Origin of the sequence: Phocaeicola dorei, from assembly GCF_013009555.1 — a bacterium.
Taxonomy (GTDB): Bacteria; Bacteroidota; Bacteroidia; order Bacteroidales; family Bacteroidaceae; genus Phocaeicola; species Phocaeicola dorei.
On record NZ_CP046176.1, the window covers coordinates 2,286,930 to 2,312,279 of the forward strand.

A 25,350-nucleotide genomic window follows, 5' to 3' on the forward strand; every position below is an offset into this window, starting at 1 on the left:
CTAATCAGTAACGACAAAATGGATATGAAACATGTAAAGTATCTGGCTCTTGTCCTATGCATAGGGAATCTGTCGCCTGTTATGGCGCAGACAGCCTCGAAAAGTCTCACAGTAGACAATTTAGTTGCTTGGCAGCGTATCAGCGGGCAATCTATTTCTGATAATGGAAAGTGGGTGGCATGCAAGATGGAACCTTGGGAAGGGGATGCTGTGGTGAATTTGTATGATGCACAAGGGAAGGAACTTGCCACTTTCCCGCGGGCAGACCGTTTTCTTTTCTCGGCCTCTTCCGACTATTTGGTTGTGTCGCAGAAACCCGGCAAGATGATAGTGGATTCTCTGAAAATAAAGAAAACAAAGAAAGATAAGTTGCCGATGGATGCATTGGTTATTTATTCGCTTTTGGGCGACAGGGAAGTGATTGATTCACTGAAAACATTCAAACTGGCAGAGAAGGTGGACTGGGTTGCTTTTCAGAAGGGAAGGAAAGACTCGACTTTGTATGTTCAACCGTTGAATGCAAACCTCAGTACTCGGTATGAGGCTCCTGCTGTGAAAGCTTTCAACTTTGCGGAGAAAAGCGGAATGCTTTATTATATAACCGCAGGTGATAAAGCAGAGGAAAAGCCGGGATTGTATCTTCTGAATACGGAAACAGGTGTGAAGACGCTGATAAAAGAAGGTGACGGGGTGTTTAAACAGGTAACTTTTGATGAAGATGGAGCAAACTTGGCTTTCTTATATTGTGCACAGAAAAATTCTTGTTATAAAGCCATGAGCTTGTGGCTGTCACAGCAGGGAGCACCGGCAACAGAAGTTGTGGCACGTGGCAATCAGGCTCTTCCGAAAGGATGGGTGATTAGTGAGCATGGGAAATTACAATTTTCGAAGAGTGCTTCCCGGTTGTTTTTTGGCACATCGCCTGAGCCTAGACAAAAGGATACGTTGCAATTGGCGGAGAACCGTCCCAATGTGCAGGTGTGGAGTTGGGACGAGCCGGTGCAATATACTGTACAGAATTATAATAAGGAGAAAGAGCTGAAAAGAAGCTATCAAGCGGTTTATCATATAAATAGTGGTCGTATTTGTCAGCTGGCAGATGAGGAGTTATCTCAGATTTTGTTGGGAGATGAAGGAGATGCCCCGTTGGCATTGCTTTCCACTTCGCGTCCTTATTCATTGTCCTCCATGTGGGAAGGGCGGACACGCAGTGATTATTACACTGTGTCTTTGGAAGATGGCAGCCGTAAATTACTGGCATCGGCGGATTATGGCAGATACCGTCTTTCACCACAAGGCAAGTATGCGTATTGGTATGCTGAAACAGACAGTTGTTGGTATACTCTTTCTATGGCAGATGGGAAAAAGGTTCAGTTGACTACCCCTGTTTCTTTCCTCGCATGGGATGAAGAGAATGATGTACCTGACTATCCGAACGCACATGGAACTGCCGGATGGACGGAACGGGATGAGTCCCTTTTAATTTATGACCGTTATGATATTTGGAAATTCGATCCGGATGCCATGAAGGAACCTGTCAATCTGACGATGAATGGACGTAAGAACCGGATTTCATATCGTTTGGTAAAACTGGATAAGGAGGAGCGTGTGGTTGACCTGAACAAGCCACAGTTGTTGAAAGGCTTTAACGAAGTGACCAAAGGGAACGGGTATTACAAGGCTCGTTTTTCCACCGCTGCTTCTCCCAAAGAATTGATAGCGGGTAACTATATGTTACGCAGTATTTATAAGGCGAAAAATACAGACCATGTAATCTATACGATGGAAAGTTTTGAGCAATATCCTGACCTTCATTATGCTACACTCGATTTCAAGAAATCTATTCGGTTGACTCATGGCATTGACCAACAGAAAGACTATTTGTGGGGAACTGCTGAATTGGTTTCGTGGATATCTTTAGATGGTCGTAAGTTGGAAGGGGTGGTGTACAAGCCTGCTAATTTTGATCCGGCCAAGAAATACCCGATGATTGTGAGTTTCTATGAGCGAAATTCAGAAACTCTGTTTAATTACCGGATGCCGGAACCGCATCGGTCTACCATTGATTATCATTTTTATAACAGTAACGGGTATATTGTGTTCAATCCGGACATACGTTATGTAGACGGTTATCCGGGTGAGAGTTGCTATAACTGTCTGATGCCGGGGGTTGCCATGCTGATAGGCAAAGGTTATATTGACGAGAAAGCCATAGGTGCGCAGGGACATAGTTGGGGCGGTTATCAAGTGGCTTATCTGGCTACACGTACTGATTTGTTTGCGGCTATTGAGTCAGGTGCTCCGGTGGTCAATATGTTCAGTGCCTACGGAGGTATCCGTTGGGGATCGGGGCTGGCGCGCTCGTTCCAGTATGAACATACTCAGAGCCGTCTGGCCGGTACGCCTTGGAGTACTCCGTTGCGTTATTTGGAAAACTCTGCTCTGTTCACGATGGACAAGGTACAAACACCTGTTTTAATTATGCATAATGATGCTGACGGACATGTGCCCTGGTATCAGGGAATAGAATATTTTGTGGCAATGAAACGTCTTGGAAAGCCTTGTTGGATGCTGAACTATACAGGCGAACCGCATTGGCCGACAAAGATTGCCAACAAAATAGATTTTCAAAAACGTATGTTCCAGTTCTTTAATCATTATCTGAAAAAAGAAGCAATGCCTGAATGGATGTCTGACGGGGTTCCGGCTGTAGAACAGCCTTATGAATTAGGATACTGATATTATGTGTTCGGACGACTATAGAATTCAAGCTGCTCCTACTGTGGATAAAGTAAAAGGATAGTTCCTGAAAAGAGGGAGGAGGTGTGTCAAAACTAAAATGACAGCTCCGAAAAGTTACAGATAGTAATTATAAACTTAAAAGGGTCGTATCAAGCTCTGTATTGACTAATGATACGGCCCTTTCTTTAGTTTTTTAGGATGCTCAAATTTCAAATTATAAATTCATATTTTCAAAAACTGAGTTTTGATCCTCTCTTCTTCTTTTTAGTACAATGCTTTTTTATTCAAACTTACCATAACGGGTAGGCAACAGTTTGCGGTCACCTAATGTATTATCTACCCGGGCTACATTGATCCAGAATTTGTTATCACGTACCGATTCGATAGGATAAGCGGCTTTCTCGCGGCTGTAGCTGTGATTCCATTCATTGGCCACCACTTCATATTCAGGATGCGGGGCGTTGACCAATACATTATCTTCTTTATCGGCACTGCCATTCTTCACTTCTTGAATTTCCTGCCAGATGGTTTGCATCACAGTGACGAAATTATCCAGTTCCCATAAACTTTCACTTTCAGTCGGTTCAATCATCAATGTTCCATGAACCGGGAAAGAAAGGGTGGGCGCATGATAGCCATAGTCCATCAGACGCTTGGCGATGTCATTTTCGCTGATACCGGTTTCGTCATGCAGATAGCGGCAATCTAAAATCATTTCATGGCCCACAAAGCCCGTAGCACCGGTATATACAATACCGTAGGTATCCTTGAAGCAGGCTGCCAGATAATTGGCGCTCAGAATGGCAGTCTTGGTGGCATTGGTCAGACCTTCGGCGCCCATCATGCAAATATAACCGTAAGTAATAGGCAGGATTCCTGCGCTACCGTATGGAGCTGAAGAAACCTGATTGGCACTGTTACCCCAAACTTGATGTCCTGGAAGGAACGGGACCAGATGTTCGGCTACACAAACGGGACCTACACCGGGACCGCCACCACCGTGAGGGCTGGCAAAAGTCTTATGCAGATTCAAATGGCATACATCAGCACCGATGGTACCCGGATTGGTCAGACCTACCTGTGCATTCATATTTGCACCATCCATGTAAACCTGTGCTCCGCATTTATGAATAATTTTACAAATTTCTGCAATTTCCGGTTCAAAGATACCATGAGTGGACGGATAGGTAATCATTAATGCAGCCAGATCATCCTTGTTGGCTTCTGCTTTTGCACGTAAATCTTCTACGTCTACATTACCTTTATCGTCACAGGCGCAAGTCACCGTGGTATATCCGCATTGAATGGCTGAAGCCGGATTCGTACCGTGGGCTGATGCCGGAATTAATATCTTGTTGCGGTGTCCCTGTCCGATACTTTCCAGATAAGCGCGGATGATGCGAAGTCCTGTATACTCTCCTGCTGCACCTGAATTAGGTTGCAAAGTGATTCCTGCAAATCCGGTAATAACCTTCAACTGCTCGCTTAGGTTATTAAGTAGTGTCTGATAGCCTTTTGTTTGATCCTCAGGTGCTAACGGGTGTATAGCCATCCAGCCTAAGTTGCTGAGTGGGAGCATTTCCGAAGCGGCATTCAGTTTCATGGTACAAGAACCCAATGAAATCATGGAATGTGCTAATGAGATATCTTTACGTTCCAAACGTTTGATATAACGCATCATTTCGGTTTCAGTATGATACTTGTTGAATACCTCATGGGTGAGGAAGGAAGTACGGCGGCGTAGTTCACGGTTCAGTGAGGATGCTTCGGGAATGTCTGTCACTTCTTGAACGGTTTCTTCGGCAGCAATGGAGAAGATGGAAAGTAACAGGTTTACATCTTTCGGGTCGGTGGTTTCATCAATGCTGAAACCTACATCGCCATTATCATAGTAACGGAGGTTTACTTCTTTACTCAATGCGATGGTACGCAGCTTCTGAGCCGAAACATGGTCGGGCAGACTGAAACGCAGGGTGTCAAAGAATAATTCATTATGCTGTACATATCCCAAGCGGGTTAGGGCTTTGTTCAACCAGGTGGTAATGCTATGAATGCGTTTTGCTATATTTTTGATACCTTCCTGTCCATGATAAACGGCATAGAAGCCGGCCATTGTAGCCAGTAATGCCTGTGCGGTGCAGATGTTGGAAGTTGCTTTTTCGCGTTTAATATGTTGCTCACGGGTCTGTAAAGCCATACGGTAGGCCAGTTTGCCATATTTGTCTTTAGACCAGCCGATGATACGTCCCGGCATATTGCGTTTATATTCGTCACGTGTAGCGAAGTAGGCTGCGGACGGACCTCCGTAGAACAAGGGGATACCCAGGCGCTGGGTACTTCCGAATACGATATCTGCTCCCCATTCGCCGGGAGGAACTAATAATGCCAAACTCATGATATCAGCATCCACGGCTACTTTACAATGGGCAGCATGTGCCTTTTCCACAAACTCACGATAGTCTTCTACGTTACCGCTGGCATTGGGGTATTGCAGGATGCAGGCAAAAATTTCCGGAGTAAATACCAATTCCTTGTAATTTCCTACTTGGATCTTCATGCCTTGCGGAAGGGCGCGGGTTTGGATGACTGCCAGATTCTGTGGGAAAATCTCTTCATCCACAAACAATACATTGGCTCCGCTTTTTTGTTGGTCGCGGGTGCGAAGTCCATGCATCATGGTGGCGGCTTCGGCAGCGGCGGTAGATTCATCCAGCAATGAGCAGTTTGCCAATGGCATGGCTGTGAGGTCGGATATGACAGTCTGGAAGTTCATCAATGCTTCTAAACGTCCTTGTGAAACTTCGGTTTGATAAGGAGTGTACGAGGTGTACCACACAGGATTCTCGAATACATTGCGTTGAATGACCGCCGGAGTAATACTATCATACCAACCCATACCTATATAGGAGGTATAAATCTTGTTTTGTGAAGCTAGTTCGGTAATGTGCTCTGCAAACTCCCGTTCCGTCATGGGAGCAGCCAGTGGCAGAGGTTCTTTCAAACGGATTTTGGACGGAATTGTTTTGTTAATCAGTTCATCAAGACTCTTTACGCCAATCTTTTCCAACATAACGGGAAGGTCTTCTTCCTGTATACCGATATGTCGGTCTGCTAATAAATCTGTTTTCATGGTAGTAGTATATAAGTTAAATTTTAAGTTTTATCTTATCGGAAAAAAGGGTTGTTCGCTTTTTCTGCTCCCACAGTGGTCGGGTCTCCATGACCAGGATAGACTACCGTGTCGGGGGGAAGTACAAACAAACGACTGCATATATGTTCGCGAAGTTCGTCGAAATTACCTCCTGTAAGGTCTGCACGTCCTATACTTCCTTGGAACAATACATCACCGCTGAAGATACAGTGGTCTTCTTTGCAGTAATAAACAATACTTCCCGGCGAATGACCCGGCACATGGATAGCTTCCAGTTGGGTATTGCCGAAAGTAATGATATCTCCATCAAAGATATATTTTCCTAATGGCACGGGTGCTTCGGGCAATTGGAAGCCAAACATACGTGATTGTGCCGGGGCTTGTTCCAGCCAAAATTCATCCGCTTGATTTGCTTCGGCTTTTAGTCCGTATTCTTGTAACAGGAATGGGTTGCCGAAAATATGGTCCAGATGGAGGTGCGTATTCAATAAATGTTTCACTGTCAGGTTATTGCTGTCAATATATCTTTTTAAGGCTTGCTTTTCTTCTTCATAAAAGCAACCGGCATCAATAATGGCGGCTTCCTTCGTTTCGTCCGATAACACATAGCAGTTTACCGGAAACATATTGAATTCAAATTTCTTTATTTTCATTGTTCTTTTATCTATAGTTATTAACCGTTGATGGTTACATAAACCACTTTCTTAGTTTTAAAAAAATCTTCTGTGAATTCATCTTTCAGATCATAAAGCATTGTTTTGTGCTTCACGGGCATTGTTTCTTGTTCCAACTCTCCGCCTTTCAGGCAAATCAGCCCGTTGGGTAGGACATTATGCTGTTCTTGTCTGATGTTTTTACGGATAATTTTTATTAAATCGCCCAAAGGCATGACAGCACGACTTACTACGAAGTCGAATTTTCTTTTTTCTTCTTCGGCGCGGCAATGACGGAAAGTGACATTCTTCAGTCCGATAGCATTGGCTACTTCTGTAGCTACTTTCACTTTCTTTCCGATACTGTCCACCAGATGAAATTGGACTTCAGGGAATAAGATGGCCAAAGGGATACCTGGGAAACCGCCCCCTGTGCCCAAGTCCATAATTTGGGTATCAGGGGTGAAGTTTATCACTTTGGCTATGCCTAGCGAGTGCAATACATGATGCTCGTACAGATTAGCGATATCCTTGCGTGAGATTACATTGATTTTGCTATTCCAATCCGTGTATAAATCATACAATGCGGCAAACTGTGTTTTCTGCTGTTCGCTGAGGTTAGGGAAATATTTCAGTATTAATTCCATTCTATACTTAAAATCGTTATTTAATGTATCATATATTTTTCTACCGATGTGTAGGGTAAAGAAAGGGTGATGATTCCTACAGCATAGGGAGCGATATCATATTTGTTATACAGGAAAGATACTTTTTCCTTTTCTAACAAGAAATTGTCGGGTACATACATATTGGTAGAATTCAAGATGCCTGCATTCTGAAGTCCTTCCAGTGAGGTAATGGAGCTGTCTTCCAAACGGGTAGCCATTTCTGTTATCAGTTCTTCCAGCAGCATGTCACTTATCGGTTTTTCCGACCCTGCCATAAATACATCTTTCAAAGCAAGTAGTTTGCCGGTATTTTTTTCGAAGTTCATCCATTTGTTCCATGAGTTGGGATGTGCTCCGCCTGTATATTCAAAAGTTTCTGCAATGAAATTCAGAATGCCTTCTTTGCCTTCGCTGAAATAGGTGGTCAGTCCGTATTCATAATTGTACCATGTGGGAAGTTCGTCTTTGGGAGTTCCATTTTTTATATCTTCCTGATAGAACTCGTTCACATCTTTGCGGTAGTTGTTAATGTAGGTATTTTTAAAAGAATCTACAGCGACTTCCGGATTCATCCGGGTATATTCTTTTCCCAAAATGTGGGCTTGTATGGTGCGGTTGATGCGTTGTACTATGCTATCCGCAGCATCAGATTTTGCTAAATAACTATAATCAATAGTAATCTGACAGGTGGGAGAGACTGTGTCATCTTGTAAATGGGCTTGTTCTTCCACCTTTACAGTTTTCACTGTTTCACTATCAATTTGTTTTTGTCCATTACATCCCGATAATAAAAAGCAGGATACAAGGCAAGTTGCCATAACAGACAATACGAGATTTCTTTTTTTCATAACTTTTTGTTTATTTGCATGGATTACTTATCCTAACTTTCTCCACAAATATAGAATAACTTCGTGAAATGTCCATCTAAAAAGCGAAAATATATTTATCTGTTTGCAACAAGATTGCATGAACTTTTTGCTAAATTTGTCCGTTGATAAGCTATAATAAATAAGTAAAGAAATGAATATGAACGATATGACAAAAAAACTATATCCCGTTACGGGAATGCATTGTGCGGCATGTGCCGGCAACGTGGAGAAAATTGTAAGGAAGCAAGAAGGCGTGGAAAATGCATCGGTTAATTTGGCGACGGCTACTTTGACGGTGACTTATAATCCGGATATTGTGTCTCCGCAACAACTGAAAGAGGCTGTGATGAAAATAGGTTTTGATTTGATAATAGATGAGGATAACTCTGTACAGGAGCAAGAGGAAGCGGAGCAATCTTATTACGGACTGTTGAAGCGGAAGACTATCGTTGCTTGGATTTTTGCTTTACCGGTAGCTGTTTTGGGGATGTTTCTGATGAATGTTCCGGGAGTAAACTGGTGGATGCTGTTGCTTTCACTTCCTGTTATTTTATATTCGGGGCGTTCTTTCTATATGAATGCCTGGAAACAGACGCTTCAGCGTACCAGTAATATGGATACGTTGGTGGCACTTAGCACCTCCATCGCATTTTTGTTCAGTTTGTTTAATACGTTCTATCCCGAATTTTGGTACAGCCGCGGATTGGAACCTCATGTATATTATGAAGCTGCCACTGTTATAATAGCTTTCGTATTGGTTGGCAAACTGATGGAAGAGAAAGCAAAAGGAAAAACTTCCACAGCTATTCGTAAACTGATGGGATTACAACCTCGGACGGCCCGTGTGGTGAAAGACGGCAGGGAAGAGGATATCTTGATCGCCGACCTCCAGGTCGGCGATAAGGTGAGCGTCCGTCCCGGCGAGCAAATTCCGGTGGATGGAGTCATTGTCGGAGGAAATACCTTTATAGATGAGAGCATGATAAGCGGTGAACCTATTCCTGTAGAGAAAAAGCAGGGTGATAAGGTGCTGGCTGGCACTATCAATCAGAATGGTGCATTTATTATGACTGCTCAAAAGGTGGGAAAAAATACGGTGTTGGCACAGATTATCCGCATGGTGCAGGAAGCACAGGGGTCTAAAGCTCCGGTCCAGCGTATTGTGGATAAAGTGACAGCGGTTTTTGTTCCTGTTGTTCTTGCTGTGGCTGTTTTTACTTTCTTTATTTGGATAGTGGCAGGTGGAGCGGATGACTTTTCCTACGCTATGCTTTCAGCAGTGTCTGTTTTGGTTATTGCCTGTCCGTGTGCCTTGGGACTTGCTACTCCAACTGCATTGATGGTAGGAATTGGTAAAGGGGCCGAATCACATATTTTAATAAAGGATGCAGTAGCTTTGGAGCAGATGCGGAAAGTGGATACAGTGGTACTTGATAAAACGGGTACTGTAACTGAAGGGCGCCCTGTGGTGACCGGCTGGTTGCATGATGCCGGATGGCAGAACGAGCATAAGGGAATTCTGTATGCTGCTGAATTGAAATCGGAACATCCGTTGGCTTTGGCTATTGTCGAGGCTTTGAAAAAGGAAGGTGAGAAGCCGGCAATCATTGATTCTTTTGAGAGCCGGACAGGACGGGGGATTGTGGTGACCCGTGGAAATAAAACTTTTTGGGCAGGAAGCCATCGGTTACTGAAAGATTTTGGAGCGGGAATTTCCGACTTGTTGAAAGGGATGGTGGAGGATTATGAGAAGAGTGGCAAGAGTTTGGTCTATTTTGGCGAGGGAAATACATTGCTGGCGGTTATCGCTATTAGTGATAAAATAAAAGATACTTCCAGACAAGCGGTCAAACAATTGAAGGAGAGTGGAAAGTATATTGTATTGTTGACCGGTGACGGTCATCTTACTGCACAGAATGTGGCCGGAGAAATTGATGCGAATCGTTTTATTTCGGATGCTTTGCCGGCCGATAAGGAGAATGTTATTAAAGAGTTACAGGCTGAAGGAAGAGTCGTAGCTATGGTAGGCGATGGCATTAATGACTCGCAGGCGTTGGCCCGTGCCAATGTAAGTATTGCGATGGGTAAAGGTACAGATATTGCCATGGATGTAGCGATGGTTACGTTAATGACTTCGGATTTGTTGTTGTTACCCAAAGCTTTTAAGCTTTCCTATAAAACTGTACGGTTGATCCATCAGAATCTTTTTTGGGCATTTATCTATAATTTGATAGGCATTCCAGTGGCGGCAGGTATTCTGTTCCCACTATATGGTATTTTGCTTAACCCGATGATTGCCAGTGCTGCCATGGCATGTAGTTCTGTCAGTGTAGTGTTGAACAGCTTGAGTCTGAATTGGAGAAAGTTGTGATTGAATTAAAAATAAATAAAAAAGCAGCCGTGCGGAGATTTTGTTTTGCATGGCTGCTTTTCATTTTTCCATTTTTTAGTTTATAATTTAAAAAGGATTGTTTCTCCCTCTTTGTACTTCTATTCGTATTCCGAAGTTCCCATTTTCTGATTTCATTTCGAAAGCTCCATTGAAATTATTTCTTTCCCAAGGCAATGCGCTTGGATTTCGTACTTTGTTCCCGTCAGCGTCATATTCACCGTATGTGGTTATGTGTAATCCGTTTTTCAATTTAAAGGTTGCACTTTGTAAGGTAGGAGGCATTGACATTGTTCCGAATCCATAGATTCCCATTCCCGGATACATGGGGGTAAATACATGGTTGTAAGACCCTCTGTCATAAATGATATTCATATTGGGACGGAATATTTCATTGTAATTCGCAATTGTATTATTGTTGTAAGGCTGATAATAAAGTTGCGGGGCTATCAGAGGGGGAGGGGCCACAATCATGGAACCCATATCCAGCATAAATCCGTTAAAATTCTTGTAACCATCCAATGAAATGGGCGGAATACTATCTGTTACCACTTCGGACTGCGCAAAGGTAGTAGCGGCAATCAGAAACATAGAAATGGATAGAACCAGCTTTTTCATATACTGTTATTTTTTTTGTTCCGGACAAATATATGGAAACTCGCTCATATACGGATGGATTTCGCTGGAATAATGCAAACTGTTGGAAATAAAGGGAGATAAGCAGGTTTGCTCTATATTCGTCCACTGAGGGGTTTTGACCTGTTCGGAAGGAGTTAAGAGAATAAATTGCTACTTATCCGTTGCCGATTTGAAGTTGCAAAAGGTGCGGAAAAAGACCTTTTTCTCTCCTTGTTTATTATCCCTGTCATCATCGTAAAGAACGCTGTTCCACTCATATTTTGCCTTTGCAAAGGTAACATTTTTTTCGTCAACGGGAAAAATATACGTTCTGCAAGTGCTGTATGGGGCTTCTTTCCATATTCCGCCATATTCGTCATGCTGTTCATTTGCCCGATATCCGGTAATTTTGTAAACGAATTAAAGGGTTATGAATCAAGTGAATGTAAAGGTGTCGTTCTACCTCAAAAAGAGCGAGGCGGATGCCGACGGGATGTGTCCCGTAATGGCAAGGTTGAATGTCGGCAAGTATTCTGAGGCGGCTTTCAGCGCGAAGCTCCGTGTGCCGCAGTCGATGTGGCATTCCGGACGTGCTTCGGGCAAAAGCGTAAAAGCAAAAGAAATCAACAACCGCCTGGACGAGATACGCGCAATGGCGTTGGGTGTCTATGCGGAACTGTCAGCAGTCCGGGACGGTGTGACAGCAGGGGATGTCAAAAGTCTGCTGCTGGGCATGGCGGGAGAACAGGCAACACTATTGGGCTATTTCCGCACGTTTATCGAAAACTTCGCAAAACGGGTGGGCGTAAACCGGACCGAAGGCAGTTTGCGAAGCTATCGCAATGCTTACAACCATGTGGAGAGGTTCCTGCTGGAAAAGTACAACTTGTCGGACATCCCGTTTTCGGCATTGAACCGTTCTTTCATAGACGATTATGATTTACATCTGCGGACTGATTGCCATCTCGCACCGGGGACAATCATCAACCTGACCGTGCAACTGAAAATCATCGTCGGTGAAGCCATTGCAGACGGTATCATCACCGTTTACCCGTTTGCCGGCTATGAACCCGTGCGTCCGAAACAGAAAAAGAGGTATCTCACATCCGAGGAGCTGCAACGGATTATGACCACGCCCCTCCATAAGCCAAAACTCTACCTGATACGGGATATGTTCCTTTTTTCATGCTACACCGGTATCCCATACGGTGACATGCGACTTCTCTCGAAAGAGCATCTGTCACTTGCAGACGACGGTACCTGGTGGATCAGAAGCTCTCGAAAGAAGACGGGGATTGAATTTGAGATTCCCCTGCTGGATTTGCCATTGTGCATCATAGAGAAATACAGGGACACGGCACCGGACGGGAGGCTGTTTCCGATGTATTCCAACAGCGTGATGAATTACAACCTGAAACATATCGCCCGGCTCTGCCAAATAGACTGTCCGTTGGTATTCCATGCCGGAAGGCATACCTACGCGACGGAAATCACGCTCGGGCATGGAGTGCCTCTTGAAACGGTCAGCAAGATGCTGGGGCACAGCCAGATTGAAACGACCCAGATTTACGCCAAAGTTACTGACGACAAGATAAATGCCGACACACGGATACTGGACGAGAGAATCGCTGAACGCTTCTCCGTAGTCATTTGAAGAACAACTTAAAATCAACGATATGAGAAAGAAAACAGAAAATACAGAAAGCAATATCAGGCATCGCAGCACGTTCGCGATACTGTTTTATATCAACCGTACCAAAATACGCAAGGACGGGACTTGCCAGTTGTTATGCAAAGTGAGCATTGATGCCGAATGGGAACAGATAGGCACAAAAGTGTCCGTCAATCCTTCCATCTGGAATCCGGAAAAGGGATGCGCCAATGGACGCAGCGAGAATGCTGTTATCGTCAATCGTGCCATAGACGGATTGACAAAAGAAATCACCGGACATTACGACAGGATTAAAAACAGTCTGGGATTCATCACGGCGGAGCTGGTGAAGAATGCCGTAATGGGCATCGGCCAGAAACCGCTCACTCTGCTGGCGCTGTTCAGGGAGCATAACGAGGAGTTCAAGAAACGGATCGGGACGGATCGGATCAAGGAGACCCACGCCTCTTACCTGAGGTCGTACAAGCATCTGGCCGCTTTTGTAAAGGATAAAAAGGGTGTGGAAGATATCACTTTGCGCAGTCTTGACAAGCCTTTTTACGATGACTTTGAACTTTTCCTTTGCAAGGATTGCGGCATGAAGCCCAAAACTGTCCATGAACATCTGTACAGACTGAAGAAGATGACTAGACGTGCTGTCAGTCAGGGAACGCTTCGCCGTGACCCGTATTGTCGCCTCCACCCCGCGTTACCAAGACGGAAGAGCCGCCACATGAAGCTGGAGGACCTCAAAAAACTTATGGAAACTTCCGTGGAGAAACCGCAGCTGCAATTCGTGAGGGACATGTTCATTTTCTCCACTTTCACGGGGCTGGCTTACGCGGACCTGAAAAGGCTGACTACGAGTGATATCACACGAGCCGATGACGGTTCGTGGTGGATTCATATATGCCGGCAAAAGACAGATACGCCTTCCTCTGTCCGCCTGCTGGATATACCTTTGCGGATTATTGAGAAATACCGTGACCAACGACAGGGGGACAAGGTGTTCAATCTTTATGCCCGGGGATATTTTATCATGCTGACACGGGAACTGGGGAATGTGTACGGTTTCGATTTGACCTTCCACCAAGCCCGGCATAATTTCGGGACCCATGTCACGCTATCGCTCGGCGTTCCGATAGAAACGGTCAGCCGTATGATGGGACACATGTCGATTTCCACCACACAGCTTTACGCGCAGGTGACGGACAAGAAGGTGGATGAGGATATGAAAGTTTTGAAGGCAAACGGGTTCAACGCAACAGCCAAACTTTGTGAAGAAGACTTCACTGTCGGAAAGAACAGGAAAAGGATAGCACGCACTACATGAAAATAAGAAAGCGGAGAAACGCATATTCCATCGACAAACCGTTTCTCCGTTTTATCACATTTTATTATACCCACCTCATATCTTCCCTGCACCGTTTATAGGCATCTTCCAATATTTTTTGGATATCAGACTCCTTGTAGAGAGCCTTGCCTTGTACAAGGTAATAAGGGATCACGCCGAGAGTGCGGTATTCCTGCAATGTCCGCCTGCTGACCCTCAGTATTTTGGAGAGTTCCTCATCCGTGAGGAAGCGTTCGCCATGAAATACGGATTTTGGAGCATCCTCCATTGCTGCGATTAACCGTTCCATATTTTCAAGTCCCTGAAACAGGACATCCACACGCGGGTCTTTCCGCTCTAAGAAATGATAGCTCATGATTTTCTTTTTAAGGGGTGATAATTCGATTCCAACAATTTTTTCACGTCTTCCGGCTTGAAGAAAATCTTGTGCTTGATACGCGAGAACGGCAGGATTCCCTTGTCACGGTACACCTGAAGAGTCTTTTTCGATATGCGCAATATCCCGCATACCTCCTGGTTGTCGATCCAGTTTTTCAAACCGGAGTCTTCCATCGGCCGGCATACTCCTGCCATCTTTTCCTCCAACTTACAGAAACGTGCCCGCAGTTCGTCAAACGTCTGTTTGTCTATACATACTATTTCCATAATCAATCGTTTTTGAGTTGCACATCCATCCGCTTTTTCAGTTTTGCAGGCAACGCTTTCCCCTTCTGATTGAGGAAGGCTTCCACCTCGGAGGCCTTGTAATAGGTTCTCCCGTCAATCATATAATAGGTTACGTATCTTTTCTGGCGATAACGCGCCAGCGTGCGTTTGGTGACGCCGAGCAGCTGGCAAAGGTCGTAGTTGTCCAAAAGCGTGTCGCCTTCCAGACACTCCTTCAGCTTGTTCATCCGTTCCAGTGTACGGTCTATCCTGTCGAACCTCTCCATAATCTGATGAAGCATCACCTGGAAAGTTTCACGGTCTATCTGTATCATATTATAATCTGTTTTTTTAGTGTAAATAATTGATTGGTTACACCTTGTCGCGCAACAGGTTATATAATGATATAGGCCAACGGCGTACCAATGTCACCGGATTTCACGGAACGGCATAGGTATTCCATTGAGATACAACGGAATAAAAAATATCAAGGTAAAATCGGAGTTAAATAAAATCTTGCAAGATGCAAGGCTTTTTCGCAAAATGCGAGTTACTTTTTGCGAGGTTTGCGATAGATTAAACGACAGATGCCGTTGGAAAAAGAGGCTGTTTTATGCAACTGCCATTGCTGGGCAGGGTAAATGTTCAGTATGGAAATTCCTTGACCGATGGAATACGGCAGCAGGTAAACAATCAGTTCATCGACAAGATTATAATGAAAGAGCCCCCGGAGCAGTTCCAATGATTCAAAGTCACGGATTTCGGCAAGGTAGGTGAAGGAATCGTCCCTGCGGTCTTTCTCACAAAGCAGTTCCAGGATGGAATGGGGCAATATAAAGGCGGAACAGCGTTCCCGCCAACGGGGAAAACCGTTTTTATGGTTTATCACCCATTGCATTGACACATTGTCGTTGTCCGGCAGAAAGCCGTCCAGTGTCATCGCCGTTACTGCCTGTATTCTCGCCATGCCCGCTGTCTAAAAAGAAAAAGCGTGGTTGCCACGCACTCAGACAGAGGCTCTGGTAAGCCTAAAGGAGAACACGTAACACCACGCTATGCCGGAGCATAGCATAAGCATTACGCAATCATTCTCCTTTAACGTCGATTTACCAGATTTCTGTCCGAGAAGCTTGCGCTCTTATGTTATAATAGTCGGCAACTGCCTCATGGGCAATATACCGTCTCTTTCGTTATTTGGTTGCAAATGTACACATATTCAGTGACATTTCCACAAATTGCAATTGCCAAATTCATTTCAGTCCGTATTTCTTTATTTTCCTGTACAATGTTGCCGGGTTGATATTCAGCAACGCGGCGGCCTGTTCCCTGCGTCCGTTACAGGCTTTGAGAGCCCTTATAATGCTCTCTTTCTCCAAGGCTTCATCTTTCAGGGGCAGAACCGGAGATGCCGTCGGGACATCTTCATCCGGATGAATTCCGATATTCACCCCGTCCACGTCAAGCATCGGTGTCTCCGCGACAAGTACGGCACGTTTGATTCTATTTTGTAATTCGCGCACGTTGCCCGGCCATGAATAGGAGAGCAGTTCCCGTTTGGCATCATTCGTGAATCCCCGCGTTTCCCGTTTCAACTCCTTTGAGAAACGCTCACGGAAGAACTCCGCCAAAGGCAGGATGTCTTCCGGACATTCCGCCAATGAAGGCTGCCTGATTTCAAACTCATTCAAACGGTGGTACAGGTCTTCCCTGAACCGCCCTTCCTTAATGGCCTTTGGCAGGTCCTCATTCGTGGCGGCAATCACCCTCACGTCCGCGGTCCGTTCCCTGCCGCTCCCTATCGGGGTGTAGGTGTTTTCTTGTAACACCCGAAGCAACAGGGATTGGAGCTCATACGACATGGTACCTATCTCATCCAGGAATAGTGTTCCGCCTTTCGCCATGTCGAAATAGCCGTTCTTGGCAGTGTCGGCACCGGTGAACGCCCCTTTCTCGTGACCGAAAAACAAGGAGGCGGCCAGTCCACGCGGCAATGCCCCGCAGTTGACCGCGATGAAAGGGGTATTCCAGCGGTCGCTGTTGCAGTGGATGGTCTGCGCCACCGATTCCTTTCCGGTCCCGTTGGCACCGAGTATCATCACGGACATGTCGGACGGAGCGACCAGCCTGGCGAATTTCTCCACTTGCAGTATTCCGGGGCTTGTGCGGTGGAACAGCGTTTTCTCTTTCTTCCGTACCGTGGCTATCGGACGGAACACTTCCTCCGCCAGTTCCAGCAGGTGTTCCCTGTGTACAGGCTTGGGCAGGTAATCCATGGCTCCCAGTTTGATGGTATATACCACATCCGGCACGGATACGTATTCGGTGGTGATAATAAACGGGATGTCCTTTCTCTCTTTATGCAACCATTTCAGAAGGGAGATTCCGTCCCCTTCCGGCAAACGCACATCCGACAATATCAGGTCGAATTGCGTCTTGCGTATCAATGCGCGGGCTATCGGCTCGCTCATGGCTGTCATTACGTCATAGCCGGCCTGGGAGAACCAGTCCTTTTGCATTTGCGACAGGCTCATGTTGTCTTCAACTATCAGTATCTTCCGTTTCATTCATTTGCCTTTTTATTTCTTCCTCCGCTTCCGCGATAAGCGTGGAGGTATAATTTATAATCTGCCGGGTCTGTTCTTTGATCGCACCGTCGTCTTGCGTGCCGTCCTTCAATAAGGTGCGGTATGCCATTAGCCTATCGCCTGTATGCAACAAGTCCCACGACGGTTGCATACGGTGTGCCGCTTCACGCATTTTCATCCGGTCGTTGCTTTTCATTGCACTTTCGAGTTCCTCCCGGTCTTTTTCCGATTGGGCAACGAAAGAACGAAGCAGCGTCATGCCATCGCTGGCTTCTGACAGCATGGTGCTGAAATCAATTCCCGGCTTTTCATCCGCTTGTTGCTTTTTTATGGCGGAAATAAGGCTGAGCAGTTCCGAGGATGAGAATGGCTTATAGATACAATCGGTGAAGCCTGTATTCAGGAAGGCCTCCTTGTCCCTGTCTCCACGTGCTGTCATGGCGATAACGGGTATCGTGTGGGAGTTGCCTATATTCGAGTTGCGCAACAGGGCCAGCAAATCAAATCCGTTTGTACCCGGCATTTGTATGTCCGACAACAATAGGTCATAGTCTTGGTTACGCATCGCCTTTACCACTTCCTTAGCGGTAGCGCAGGTTTTACAATTGACCCCGTTACGTTCCAGCATTTCTTTTACTATATTCAAAAGCATCGGATCATCGTCAATGACCAAAATGTTTTGAGGAAGATTATCGGAGTGTGGGGATATAATGTTTTCATCTTCTATCAACTTATCCGTCGTAGGCAAGGGCAAGGTTACACAGAAAGTACTGCCACTACCGGCTTTGCTTGAAACTGTTATTGTTCCGCCAAGCAAGTCAACGAGTCCTTTCGTTATCGGCAGCCCCAATCCAAAACCGTCGGTATTCGTTTCGGACGCAAGCCGTTCAAACGGACGAAATATACGAGATAACATGATTTCATTCATGCCTATTCCGGTATCCTTTACCTCTAAGTATAAGTGTCCATCACCATAACGGGCATTGAAGCTGATTGTGCCGGATTCTGTAAACTTGACGGCATTAGTCAACAGGTTGTCTACGATTTGTGCGATGCGGTCCATATCACCGAGAAGTTTTACACCGGTATTATCGAATTGATGATCAAACAGAATGCCTTTGTTGTTTACTATATGGGAGAAACCGGAAACGGTACGCCCCAACAAGTCATCCAGGTTGAAAGGGACATCGTTCCGTGTTTCCTTGGCCTCGTTCAGGCGATATACATCCAACAGGTTGTTAAGCAGGTGAGTAATATGTCGGCATACTATTTTTATATTGTTCAGATGGTTGTCCCTGCGTTTCTTATCGCGGGTATCCATTGCCAGCTCGGCGCTGCCACCTATGACGTTCAACGGGGCACGAATATCATGTGATATGGTCAGGATAATATTTTTACGCATTTCCAGCAATGAGATATTCTGCTTTATTGTATCTTCCAACCGCTTACGGTTTTTCTCCTTTTCCCGGATATCACGTTGGATAATCAAATAAGATATTATTAGAAGGATGATGGCACTTACAATCAACCCGGTCACGATTACTACCGAGCGTTCGTATGATTCCTTAACATGCGACTCCTTGCTCAGAAACGCCTTCTGTGACTGCTCGTCCAAATATTGAATCAATGCATATAGTTTACGGTTTAACTCCCTGTTTTGAATGCGCAGGCTGTCCGTATAATTATTTATCTGCTGCTGGCGCGAGATCAGCTGCTCATTCAAGGAATGAAGCGGGTTGGAAGGAAGTGGAACCTGTATGGTTTCCTTGGCTCCAAAGAATCCTGCAATGCCTTTCTTCTTACGGGTGACAGAGCGGACTCCTTTTGCCTGCTCAACAATGGCAGGCTCTTGTTCCTGCAACAGACTGTCCTGCCGTTGGAATGCCTGCATGGTATTGAACAGATGTTTTTCTTTATTTGCCAATAAAAGACGGAGCGTGTCAATAGGTTCGGACGGAGTAAATTCTTTATAGTTTCCCTGTAGAGACAATAAAAGGCTATCAACTTTCTGCCGTCGCAACCGATACCTTTTGTAATCTTCCTCGTCCCATGTAATGGCAGATTCTCCCAAAGTGGCAAGGACTGTAATATGCCGGTGGGCCGCGTTTATGGTTTGATTTGCCTCACGAATCTCAATCATATCCTCTTCAATCTTATCAACTCTGTTTCGCTCATGGAACATGATAGCAGCCATACTTCCAATGACTGCTATCAATATAATGTAGCCTAAAAGTATTCTATGTTGAAGTAGTAATTTCATTTTAATGATTGCATTATTCTTATCTGTATTTATTTCACAATTAAAACTAACTCTATGCACGATTCGCATGTGAGTTTCTTATAATCATTTTGTATTAAAGAGAAGAACTTAAATAAATAATAAATACAACCCGTTGGCGGAATTGAATTAGCGTATATTTAACTCTGCCAATGGGTGTGCCATTTTTATAGTTAATATATTGCAAGATTGTAAGTACGCTAACCTTCCCGATAATCCGAGTAAACAATCTGTCAGTGCCTTTTGCGTAATTTCTCGTAATCATGAATTAGTCACAAAGTTGTGAAAATAGTGTCTCTATCCCTTTCCTGGCTTTCATGAAAGTCGGAAATGTCGCTTTCCGGTCTTTCTGGTTGGCTCTGTATGGCACTTCCAGCCTGATATGGGCTGTCTCAAACAAATCCAATTATACCTGTGTGCTTATATATCCTCTGCCACCAATTAATGTGCAATTACTGTAGTCAATCTTTACATCCTTTAGGTAATGAATATCATGTACGCTTACCTTGGTAAGGTCAAAGGAGTGGATGACTCCACTTAACCCACAGACTACATGCAGGTTATATCCGTAATAATACATTCCTTGCGATGCGCAGTAACCGATTGACGGTGCCTTTTCAAAATCCTTCTTCCCCATGCTGCAACGTTTGGAACGAGACGGACGGCATACTTCTATAGGCTTTGAATCAATGCAGAAACAGCCTTCACCTCCATCTATCTCATCAGCCATTCTATCACGCAGTTTATTACACAAGGATGAAGTGATTTTACGTCGGTCATTGTATTGCCTGCGGGATATAAGATTGGGTATTCTATTTCTACACTCCTGCAATTTTGCAAACAGTAATGACTCACTATCAATACCGATAGCTTCTGAGGCCATATTCAATGCTACAACTTCAAGGTCTGAGAATCCGGAAACAACTCCTCTTCTTGGTACATTTCCTGATTCATTGACTAAATTACCGGATACTGGCTTATATATGTCAAGAAATTTTGCGAATATTGTATATAGGCTGTACATACGATGATTGTAAATCAATAGTTTGGTCACTTCTAATTTGCTAAATATTAATAATACGTACAACTTTCTATACATTTTTTTACGTTTTAATTCTGTCAACGGGTTAGAAAAAATAGCATATTTTGGAGTAGCTGGTATGGGTTGGCAGTGTAGTGGTAACATTTATTTTCGCATAGTAAATTCATATATAATAAATACACAACCACACCTACGCATACTCCTCAATTAGCAATAGGTGTGGTTGAATTTCTGAAAGGATAAGTAATGTTTATCTACTTACGATTTCCACCACGTAAGGCTCATTACGTCCTTCCATCTGAATATTTATCTTCATTTTTCCTGCTTTGCGAGTTGATTGTACCACAATCAACGCTTTACCAAAATATGTGTCTAGTTCTTTAGTCCAGAATCTATCGTGTTTCAATCGACGCACATCACCATTATCAAGAGCGAGAAATTTCCCTTCTCCATCTACAGTAACAGTCAATTTACGGTCATCAGTTTGTACAAGGTTGCCATCTTCATCTTCAAGGTGAATAGCAATATGACAAATATCTTCTCCATCAGCCCTTAGAATGGTACGGTCGGGAATGATAACGGCTTTTGACGTCGCTTTTGTTGTTACAATAGAATAAGAAGCAACTTCTTTATCTCCATTATAACCCTTTGCTTCCAATTTGCCGGGATTGTATGGCAAATACCAAATAATGGTATTGTTGGTAAAGTCAGCGGTCTTTTGCCTACCCATCGATTTATCATTGTAAAAAAGTTCTACACTCTCACAGTTAGTTGTTGTTCGTAGTTCCATAATCTGCCCGATATAACTATCGGGAAAATTCCAATGCGAAGCCATTCTTAGCCATTGCCATAGGTCACGTCCCGGGTCTAAGTCTAACGATGCATCAATAACGGATAATCCTACTACCGGTTTGTCATTCCACATTGCACGATGATAAATAGCACGGGGTTTTTCGTTCATACATACATCGAACAGCCCATTAGGCCAACCTTTGCTGGGCCATACAGCTTCGCCAAGATAATCAACGCCAGACCAGATAAAGCCTCCGGCAATAAAATCATTTTCCGCTACAATATTCCAGGGGTTATAAGGAGTATAACTGCGGAAGTTCCCTTCTTCACCACTAAAATAGGGTAATTCTTCGGATACAAGACAAATGCGTTCCGAATATTCTTTCTTTTCTGAAAGCATACGAGCCTCAAGATAATTGTAACCAATCACTTCAGCTACTCCTGCAAATTCTGTTTTATGTTTATTTTGAACTGCCATTGTTGCAGGACGGGTAGGTTCTAATTTTTGTACAAATTCCTGCATCATTTTAGCACGAGGAACTGTGACTGACAAATCATCCCAGCAAGCTTCCGCCACTTCATTTCCATAACTCCACAGGATAATAGACGGGTGATTTCGATCCCGGATAATCATATTACCAAGATCTTTCTTCCACCATTCATCATAATGTTTCTCATAATAACCTGATCTCCATTTATCGAATGCTTCGTCAATTACAACAAACCCCATACGATCGCACATATCCAGAAATTCTGGTGTCGGCTGATTATGAGCACAGCGTATGGCATTACAACCATATTCTTTTAGGATTTTCAACCGCCGTTCATCTACCTTGTCGGGGACAGCGACCCCCATACTACCGGCATCCTGATGTAAACACAGACCTTTTAATTTTATATGTTTACCATTTAGAAAAAAACCTTTGTCTTTATCGAACTTAATTGTACGGACACCAAAAGGTGTGGCATAAACATCGACTACTTTATTCCCGACTTTTACTGTTGTTTCCATCGTGTATAGAACAGGCGTCTCAATTGACCAAAGTTCAGGTTTCGAGAGAGAGAATGATTGCTCTATGTTTGTTGAATCGTTTCTGTTCAGTATAATTTTTCCCACCTTACTTTTTGCTATTTCCTTGCCTGATGTGTTCAAAACACGATGAGAAACACTCACATTTTGTTCTTTTACATCATCATTTTTTAAGGTAGTTACAATCTTTACATCAGCTTTTTCAATTGAAACGGAAGGAGTGGTAATATATGTTCCATAGGTGGACACATGTATCGGATTGACTACTTGTAACCACACATGGCGGTAGATACCCGAGCCGGTGTACCAACGGGCACTTTTTCCGGTACGGTCTACACGCACAGCAATAACGTTTTCTTCATTGAATTTCAGATATGGTGTTAAATCGTACTCAATGCTACTATATCCGTAAGGATGAAATCCAAGGTGATGTCCGTTTATATAAACATCGCTTTGATGCATAATACCATCAAATAGAATTGATACCTTTTTATCTTGATAAGATGTAGGAACTGTGAAACTCTTCCTATACCATCCTATACCTCCGGGGATGAAGGCAGATGCTCCACCTACTGATTTGTCGAACTTTAATTTTATACTCCAATCGTGAGGAACTTGTATATTTTCCCAATGAGTATCAATAAAGCTCTTTTGTGCATATTCTTTCTTGTCGTCCAGAATGAACTTCCAGTCGAAGTCGAATTTTTCTTTTAATCGGACTTTATCTTGCGCTGTTACATGATTCATGCAAAGGAGCATTACCCCTAATATAATATATTTCATACTTAGCTTATTTATGGATGTTCCAATAATACAAATCAATAGACCTGCATCTCATCAATGTGACAATCGCTCAAGTAATAAGCTGCACGATTAATGCGCGTCACGTTACTATCCGATTCCACTCTGACCTCATTGTTTGTTCCACTTTTCAGGTTTACTTTCAATGTGGCATATTGGTAATTATTATACGAACCTGTGGGTTTCAATCGCACTATGGATTGCTCTCCATTTACTCTAATAATAAGCTTCGGCTCTTTATCACCACCATACGAATACCGGATACGAATGGTTCTCTCTCCGCCGGATTGACCATCAACATGATTGAATTGGACATATGCTCCTCTTACTGAAGGAAACTTGACGTAACCGTTACCTGCAAAACCTATTCCTTCATCTTCAGATAATATTTTCCCGGCAACACATGCATCAGCAAATTCGGCTTGATAAGTTTTAGCATCAATTTTTCCGGTATTATCACACACAAGACGAATGGTCGTTCCTTTTCCAATTTCTAAAACAATTGGTTGCCTATTTTCGGATGTGTTGAAATCCATCTTCCCCTCGACGTCCCATTGGTTTTCATCGTTGAACCGACCATAGGTAGCCTCAGTAATTTTAATTCCGGCCGGAATGGTGAATGCACCACCTTTGGTACTCATCAACAGAATTTCATTTTTACTACGGATGATACTAATACCTTGTGAAGTTGGATATGAAGGTGTAAATCCTATCCCTTCATTGCTTACTGATAAATCTGAATCGGTACCCTTCCAGTTGTGAACAAACAGTCCGTACCCGTTAGCATTGAGAGCAATGTCGGTTGGAGCACTTCTTAATATTTTATTTACTAAACGCACATCTTCTATATGGGCAGCATTTACTTTCACACCATTACCTTCTCGAATATATAGCCCCGAAGCATCGTAATAATTGAATGCATTGTTACCAGAAAGTGCCGCTAGGTGCATTTGTGCGGAATACGGACGTTCCGAGTTTGTTTCCATAATCATACGGTAGTTTTTACCATCATAGGGAACATTGCTTCGCATGCTGGTGATGAATGATTCGGACGACGGGAAATGATGACTATATGTGTCAATCCCTACAAAATCGATGTTTGTGCCTTCGGGTGTATTACGTAATCTTTCGTTTTCGAATACACGAGGATATATTTCCCAGAATACGCAGTTGGTACGTGTCCACACCACATAATCAGAGTTTTTAACTGCACTGGCAACATGACTCAAGTATGAATTAACCGTTTCATTACTATAAGGTTTGTGCATTCCTGTTACTTCATTCCCGATCTGTACCCCAATTAACGGATGTTTGGTACCGTTGTTTTTATCCCATTCGGCAATATGCGCCATGACCGCTCCCAGCACATATGTCTCCCTATCTCGCAGTCGATTATCTTCCAAATCCATGGAATAAGGTGTTTCACGAATAGTAAATTCACTTGCCGTTTCACTGAAACCTTCTACTTTTCGGTCAGACCAGTTAGGAGCACCATAGGAGGGTGCATAGAGTACATAGTCAGGAGTGCGTAGATGCACCGGTTCTGTTTTCGAACGACTCAACCACTGTACATGGCCTCCACTGTTTGTCCCAAACCAAAGCATTTCCATTTTCATATTATATTTATTCATCAGAGAGAGGTATTCGTCCAGAATGGTCCAATCGAATCGGTCTTTCTCCGGCTCAACTTCATACCAGTGTACCGGAATGGATACTGTGTTGAATCCATCAGAAGCTAAAGCAGCAATCATTTCTTCACGTGCCTTTGCTGGCCATTTTTCGGAATGACGCATTAAATCCATTCTTACTTGTACATTTGTCATGTAGAAAGGTTTTCCATCTACACGAAGTACATATTTCTGAGAACCGTCCAGACTGGTATCTACATAAGAGATGACATGTTGGTTTTTTAACTGTTTCTTTTTACCTTTTTGAGCAAAAACCGATGGTCCTGCCATAACCATAATCAACATGACGAATAGCATGCGTTGGCTCCAAATGTTTTTTCTTTCTTTACTTTTCATTTTATATCAAATATGTATGTTTCTGATATTACGAATTCAGTATATTCTTAAGTATAGC

17 protein-coding genes and 1 pseudogene are annotated in these 25,350 nt (G+C 43.7%); 4 read left to right on the forward strand and 14 right to left on the reverse strand.

The window, feature by feature from the left end:
- Positions 1–24 precede the first annotated feature (24 nt).
- Positions 25–2,739, forward strand: a complete 2,715-nt coding sequence (locus GKD17_RS09425) for an alpha/beta hydrolase family protein (protein WP_008652098.1) — start codon at positions 25–27, stop codon at positions 2,737–2,739.
- A 283-nt stretch (positions 2,740–3,022) separates the two neighbouring features.
- Here the strand turns inward: GKD17_RS09425 and gcvP are convergent, their stop codons facing one another.
- The 4 genes from gcvP to GKD17_RS09445 are packed head-to-tail and all read right to left on the reverse strand — an operon-like array spanning position 3,023 to position 8,062.
- A complete protein-coding gene (gcvP, locus tag GKD17_RS09430) occupies positions 3,023–5,872 on the reverse strand; it encodes an aminomethyl-transferring glycine dehydrogenase (protein WP_007838629.1) in 2,850 nt (949 codons plus the stop codon).
- A 35-nt stretch (positions 5,873–5,907) separates the two neighbouring features.
- Positions 5,908–6,546: an MBL fold metallo-hydrolase gene (locus GKD17_RS09435; protein WP_007838631.1), complete on the reverse strand. Its 639-nt coding sequence runs from the start codon at positions 6,544–6,546 to the stop codon at positions 5,908–5,910.
- 20 nt (positions 6,547–6,566) lie between these two features.
- Positions 6,567–7,193 (reverse strand): 16S rRNA (guanine(527)-N(7))-methyltransferase RsmG, encoded by a 627-nt coding sequence (gene rsmG / locus GKD17_RS09440; protein ID WP_007838632.1) that lies wholly within the window; start codon positions 7,191–7,193, stop codon positions 6,567–6,569.
- Between the two features lie 20 nt (positions 7,194–7,213).
- Positions 7,214–8,062 carry a DUF3298 and DUF4163 domain-containing protein gene (locus tag GKD17_RS09445; protein ID WP_007838633.1) on the reverse strand — a complete coding sequence of 283 codons (849 nt, stop codon included), beginning with the start codon at positions 8,060–8,062 and terminating at the stop codon, positions 7,214–7,216.
- A 178-nt stretch (positions 8,063–8,240) separates the two neighbouring features.
- Between GKD17_RS09445 and GKD17_RS09450 the strand changes: the two genes are divergently transcribed.
- Positions 8,241–10,454: a heavy metal translocating P-type ATPase gene (locus GKD17_RS09450; protein ID WP_080549559.1), complete on the forward strand. Its 2,214-nt coding sequence runs from the start codon at positions 8,241–8,243 to the stop codon at positions 10,452–10,454.
- Between the two features lie 87 nt (positions 10,455–10,541).
- Here GKD17_RS09450 and GKD17_RS09455 read toward each other — a convergent pair whose 3' ends face one another.
- Positions 10,542–11,090: a hypothetical protein gene (locus GKD17_RS09455; RefSeq protein WP_007838635.1), complete on the reverse strand. Its 549-nt coding sequence runs from the start codon at positions 11,088–11,090 to the stop codon at positions 10,542–10,544.
- Between the two features lie 430 nt (positions 11,091–11,520).
- Here GKD17_RS09455 and GKD17_RS09460 point away from each other — a divergent pair, with 430 nt between their 5' ends.
- Together GKD17_RS09460 and GKD17_RS09465 are read left to right on the forward strand one after the other, a co-directional pair.
- On the forward strand, positions 11,521–12,744 hold the full coding sequence (locus GKD17_RS09460; protein WP_007838637.1) for a site-specific integrase: 1,224 nt from the start codon (positions 11,521–11,523) through the stop codon (positions 12,742–12,744).
- A 22-nt stretch (positions 12,745–12,766) separates the two neighbouring features.
- Positions 12,767–14,074: a site-specific integrase gene (locus tag GKD17_RS09465; protein WP_007838638.1), complete on the forward strand. Its 1,308-nt coding sequence runs from the start codon at positions 12,767–12,769 to the stop codon at positions 14,072–14,074.
- 64 nt (positions 14,075–14,138) lie between these two features.
- Here the strand turns inward: GKD17_RS09465 and GKD17_RS09470 are convergent, their stop codons facing one another.
- From GKD17_RS09470 to GKD17_RS09510, 9 genes and pseudogenes are all read right to left on the reverse strand, one after another.
- The gene (locus GKD17_RS09470) at positions 14,139–14,450 is read right to left on the reverse strand and encodes a helix-turn-helix domain-containing protein (protein WP_007838639.1); all 312 of its coding nucleotides are present in this window, start codon (positions 14,448–14,450) and stop codon (positions 14,139–14,141) included.
- Positions 14,447–14,740 carry a helix-turn-helix domain-containing protein gene (locus GKD17_RS09475; RefSeq protein WP_007838640.1) on the reverse strand — a complete coding sequence of 98 codons (294 nt, stop codon included), beginning with the start codon at positions 14,738–14,740 and terminating at the stop codon, positions 14,447–14,449. Before GKD17_RS09475 ends, GKD17_RS09470 begins: the two co-directional genes overlap by 4 nt.
- A 2-nt stretch (positions 14,741–14,742) precedes the next feature.
- Positions 14,743–15,075 (reverse strand): helix-turn-helix domain-containing protein, encoded by a 333-nt coding sequence (locus GKD17_RS09480; RefSeq protein ID WP_007838641.1) that lies wholly within the window; start codon positions 15,073–15,075, stop codon positions 14,743–14,745.
- Positions 15,076–15,290: 215 nt separating this feature from the next.
- Positions 15,291–15,707 carry a hypothetical protein gene (locus GKD17_RS09485; protein ID WP_007838642.1) on the reverse strand — a complete coding sequence of 139 codons (417 nt, stop codon included), beginning with the start codon at positions 15,705–15,707 and terminating at the stop codon, positions 15,291–15,293.
- A gap of 283 nt (positions 15,708–15,990) precedes the next feature.
- Positions 15,991–17,304 carry a sigma-54-dependent transcriptional regulator gene (locus tag GKD17_RS09490; protein WP_007838643.1) on the reverse strand — a complete coding sequence of 438 codons (1,314 nt, stop codon included), beginning with the start codon at positions 17,302–17,304 and terminating at the stop codon, positions 15,991–15,993.
- Positions 17,279–19,585, reverse strand: coding sequence for an ATP-binding protein (locus GKD17_RS09495; protein ID WP_032936580.1), 2,307 nt, complete (start codon positions 19,583–19,585; stop codon positions 17,279–17,281). The genes GKD17_RS09490 and GKD17_RS09495 overlap by 26 nt, the downstream gene beginning before the upstream one ends.
- Positions 19,586–19,679: 94 nt before the next feature.
- Positions 19,680–20,702: pseudogene (locus tag GKD17_RS09500) on the reverse strand (IS982 family transposase).
- Positions 20,703–20,895: 193 nt separating this feature from the next.
- Positions 20,896–23,250 carry a sugar-binding domain-containing protein gene (locus tag GKD17_RS09505; protein ID WP_007838649.1) on the reverse strand — a complete coding sequence of 785 codons (2,355 nt, stop codon included), beginning with the start codon at positions 23,248–23,250 and terminating at the stop codon, positions 20,896–20,898.
- A gap of 35 nt (positions 23,251–23,285) precedes the next feature.
- On the reverse strand, positions 23,286–25,292 hold the full coding sequence (locus tag GKD17_RS09510) for a DUF4978 domain-containing protein (protein ID WP_007838650.1): 2,007 nt from the start codon (positions 25,290–25,292) through the stop codon (positions 23,286–23,288).
- Positions 25,293–25,350: the final 58 nt, after the last annotated feature.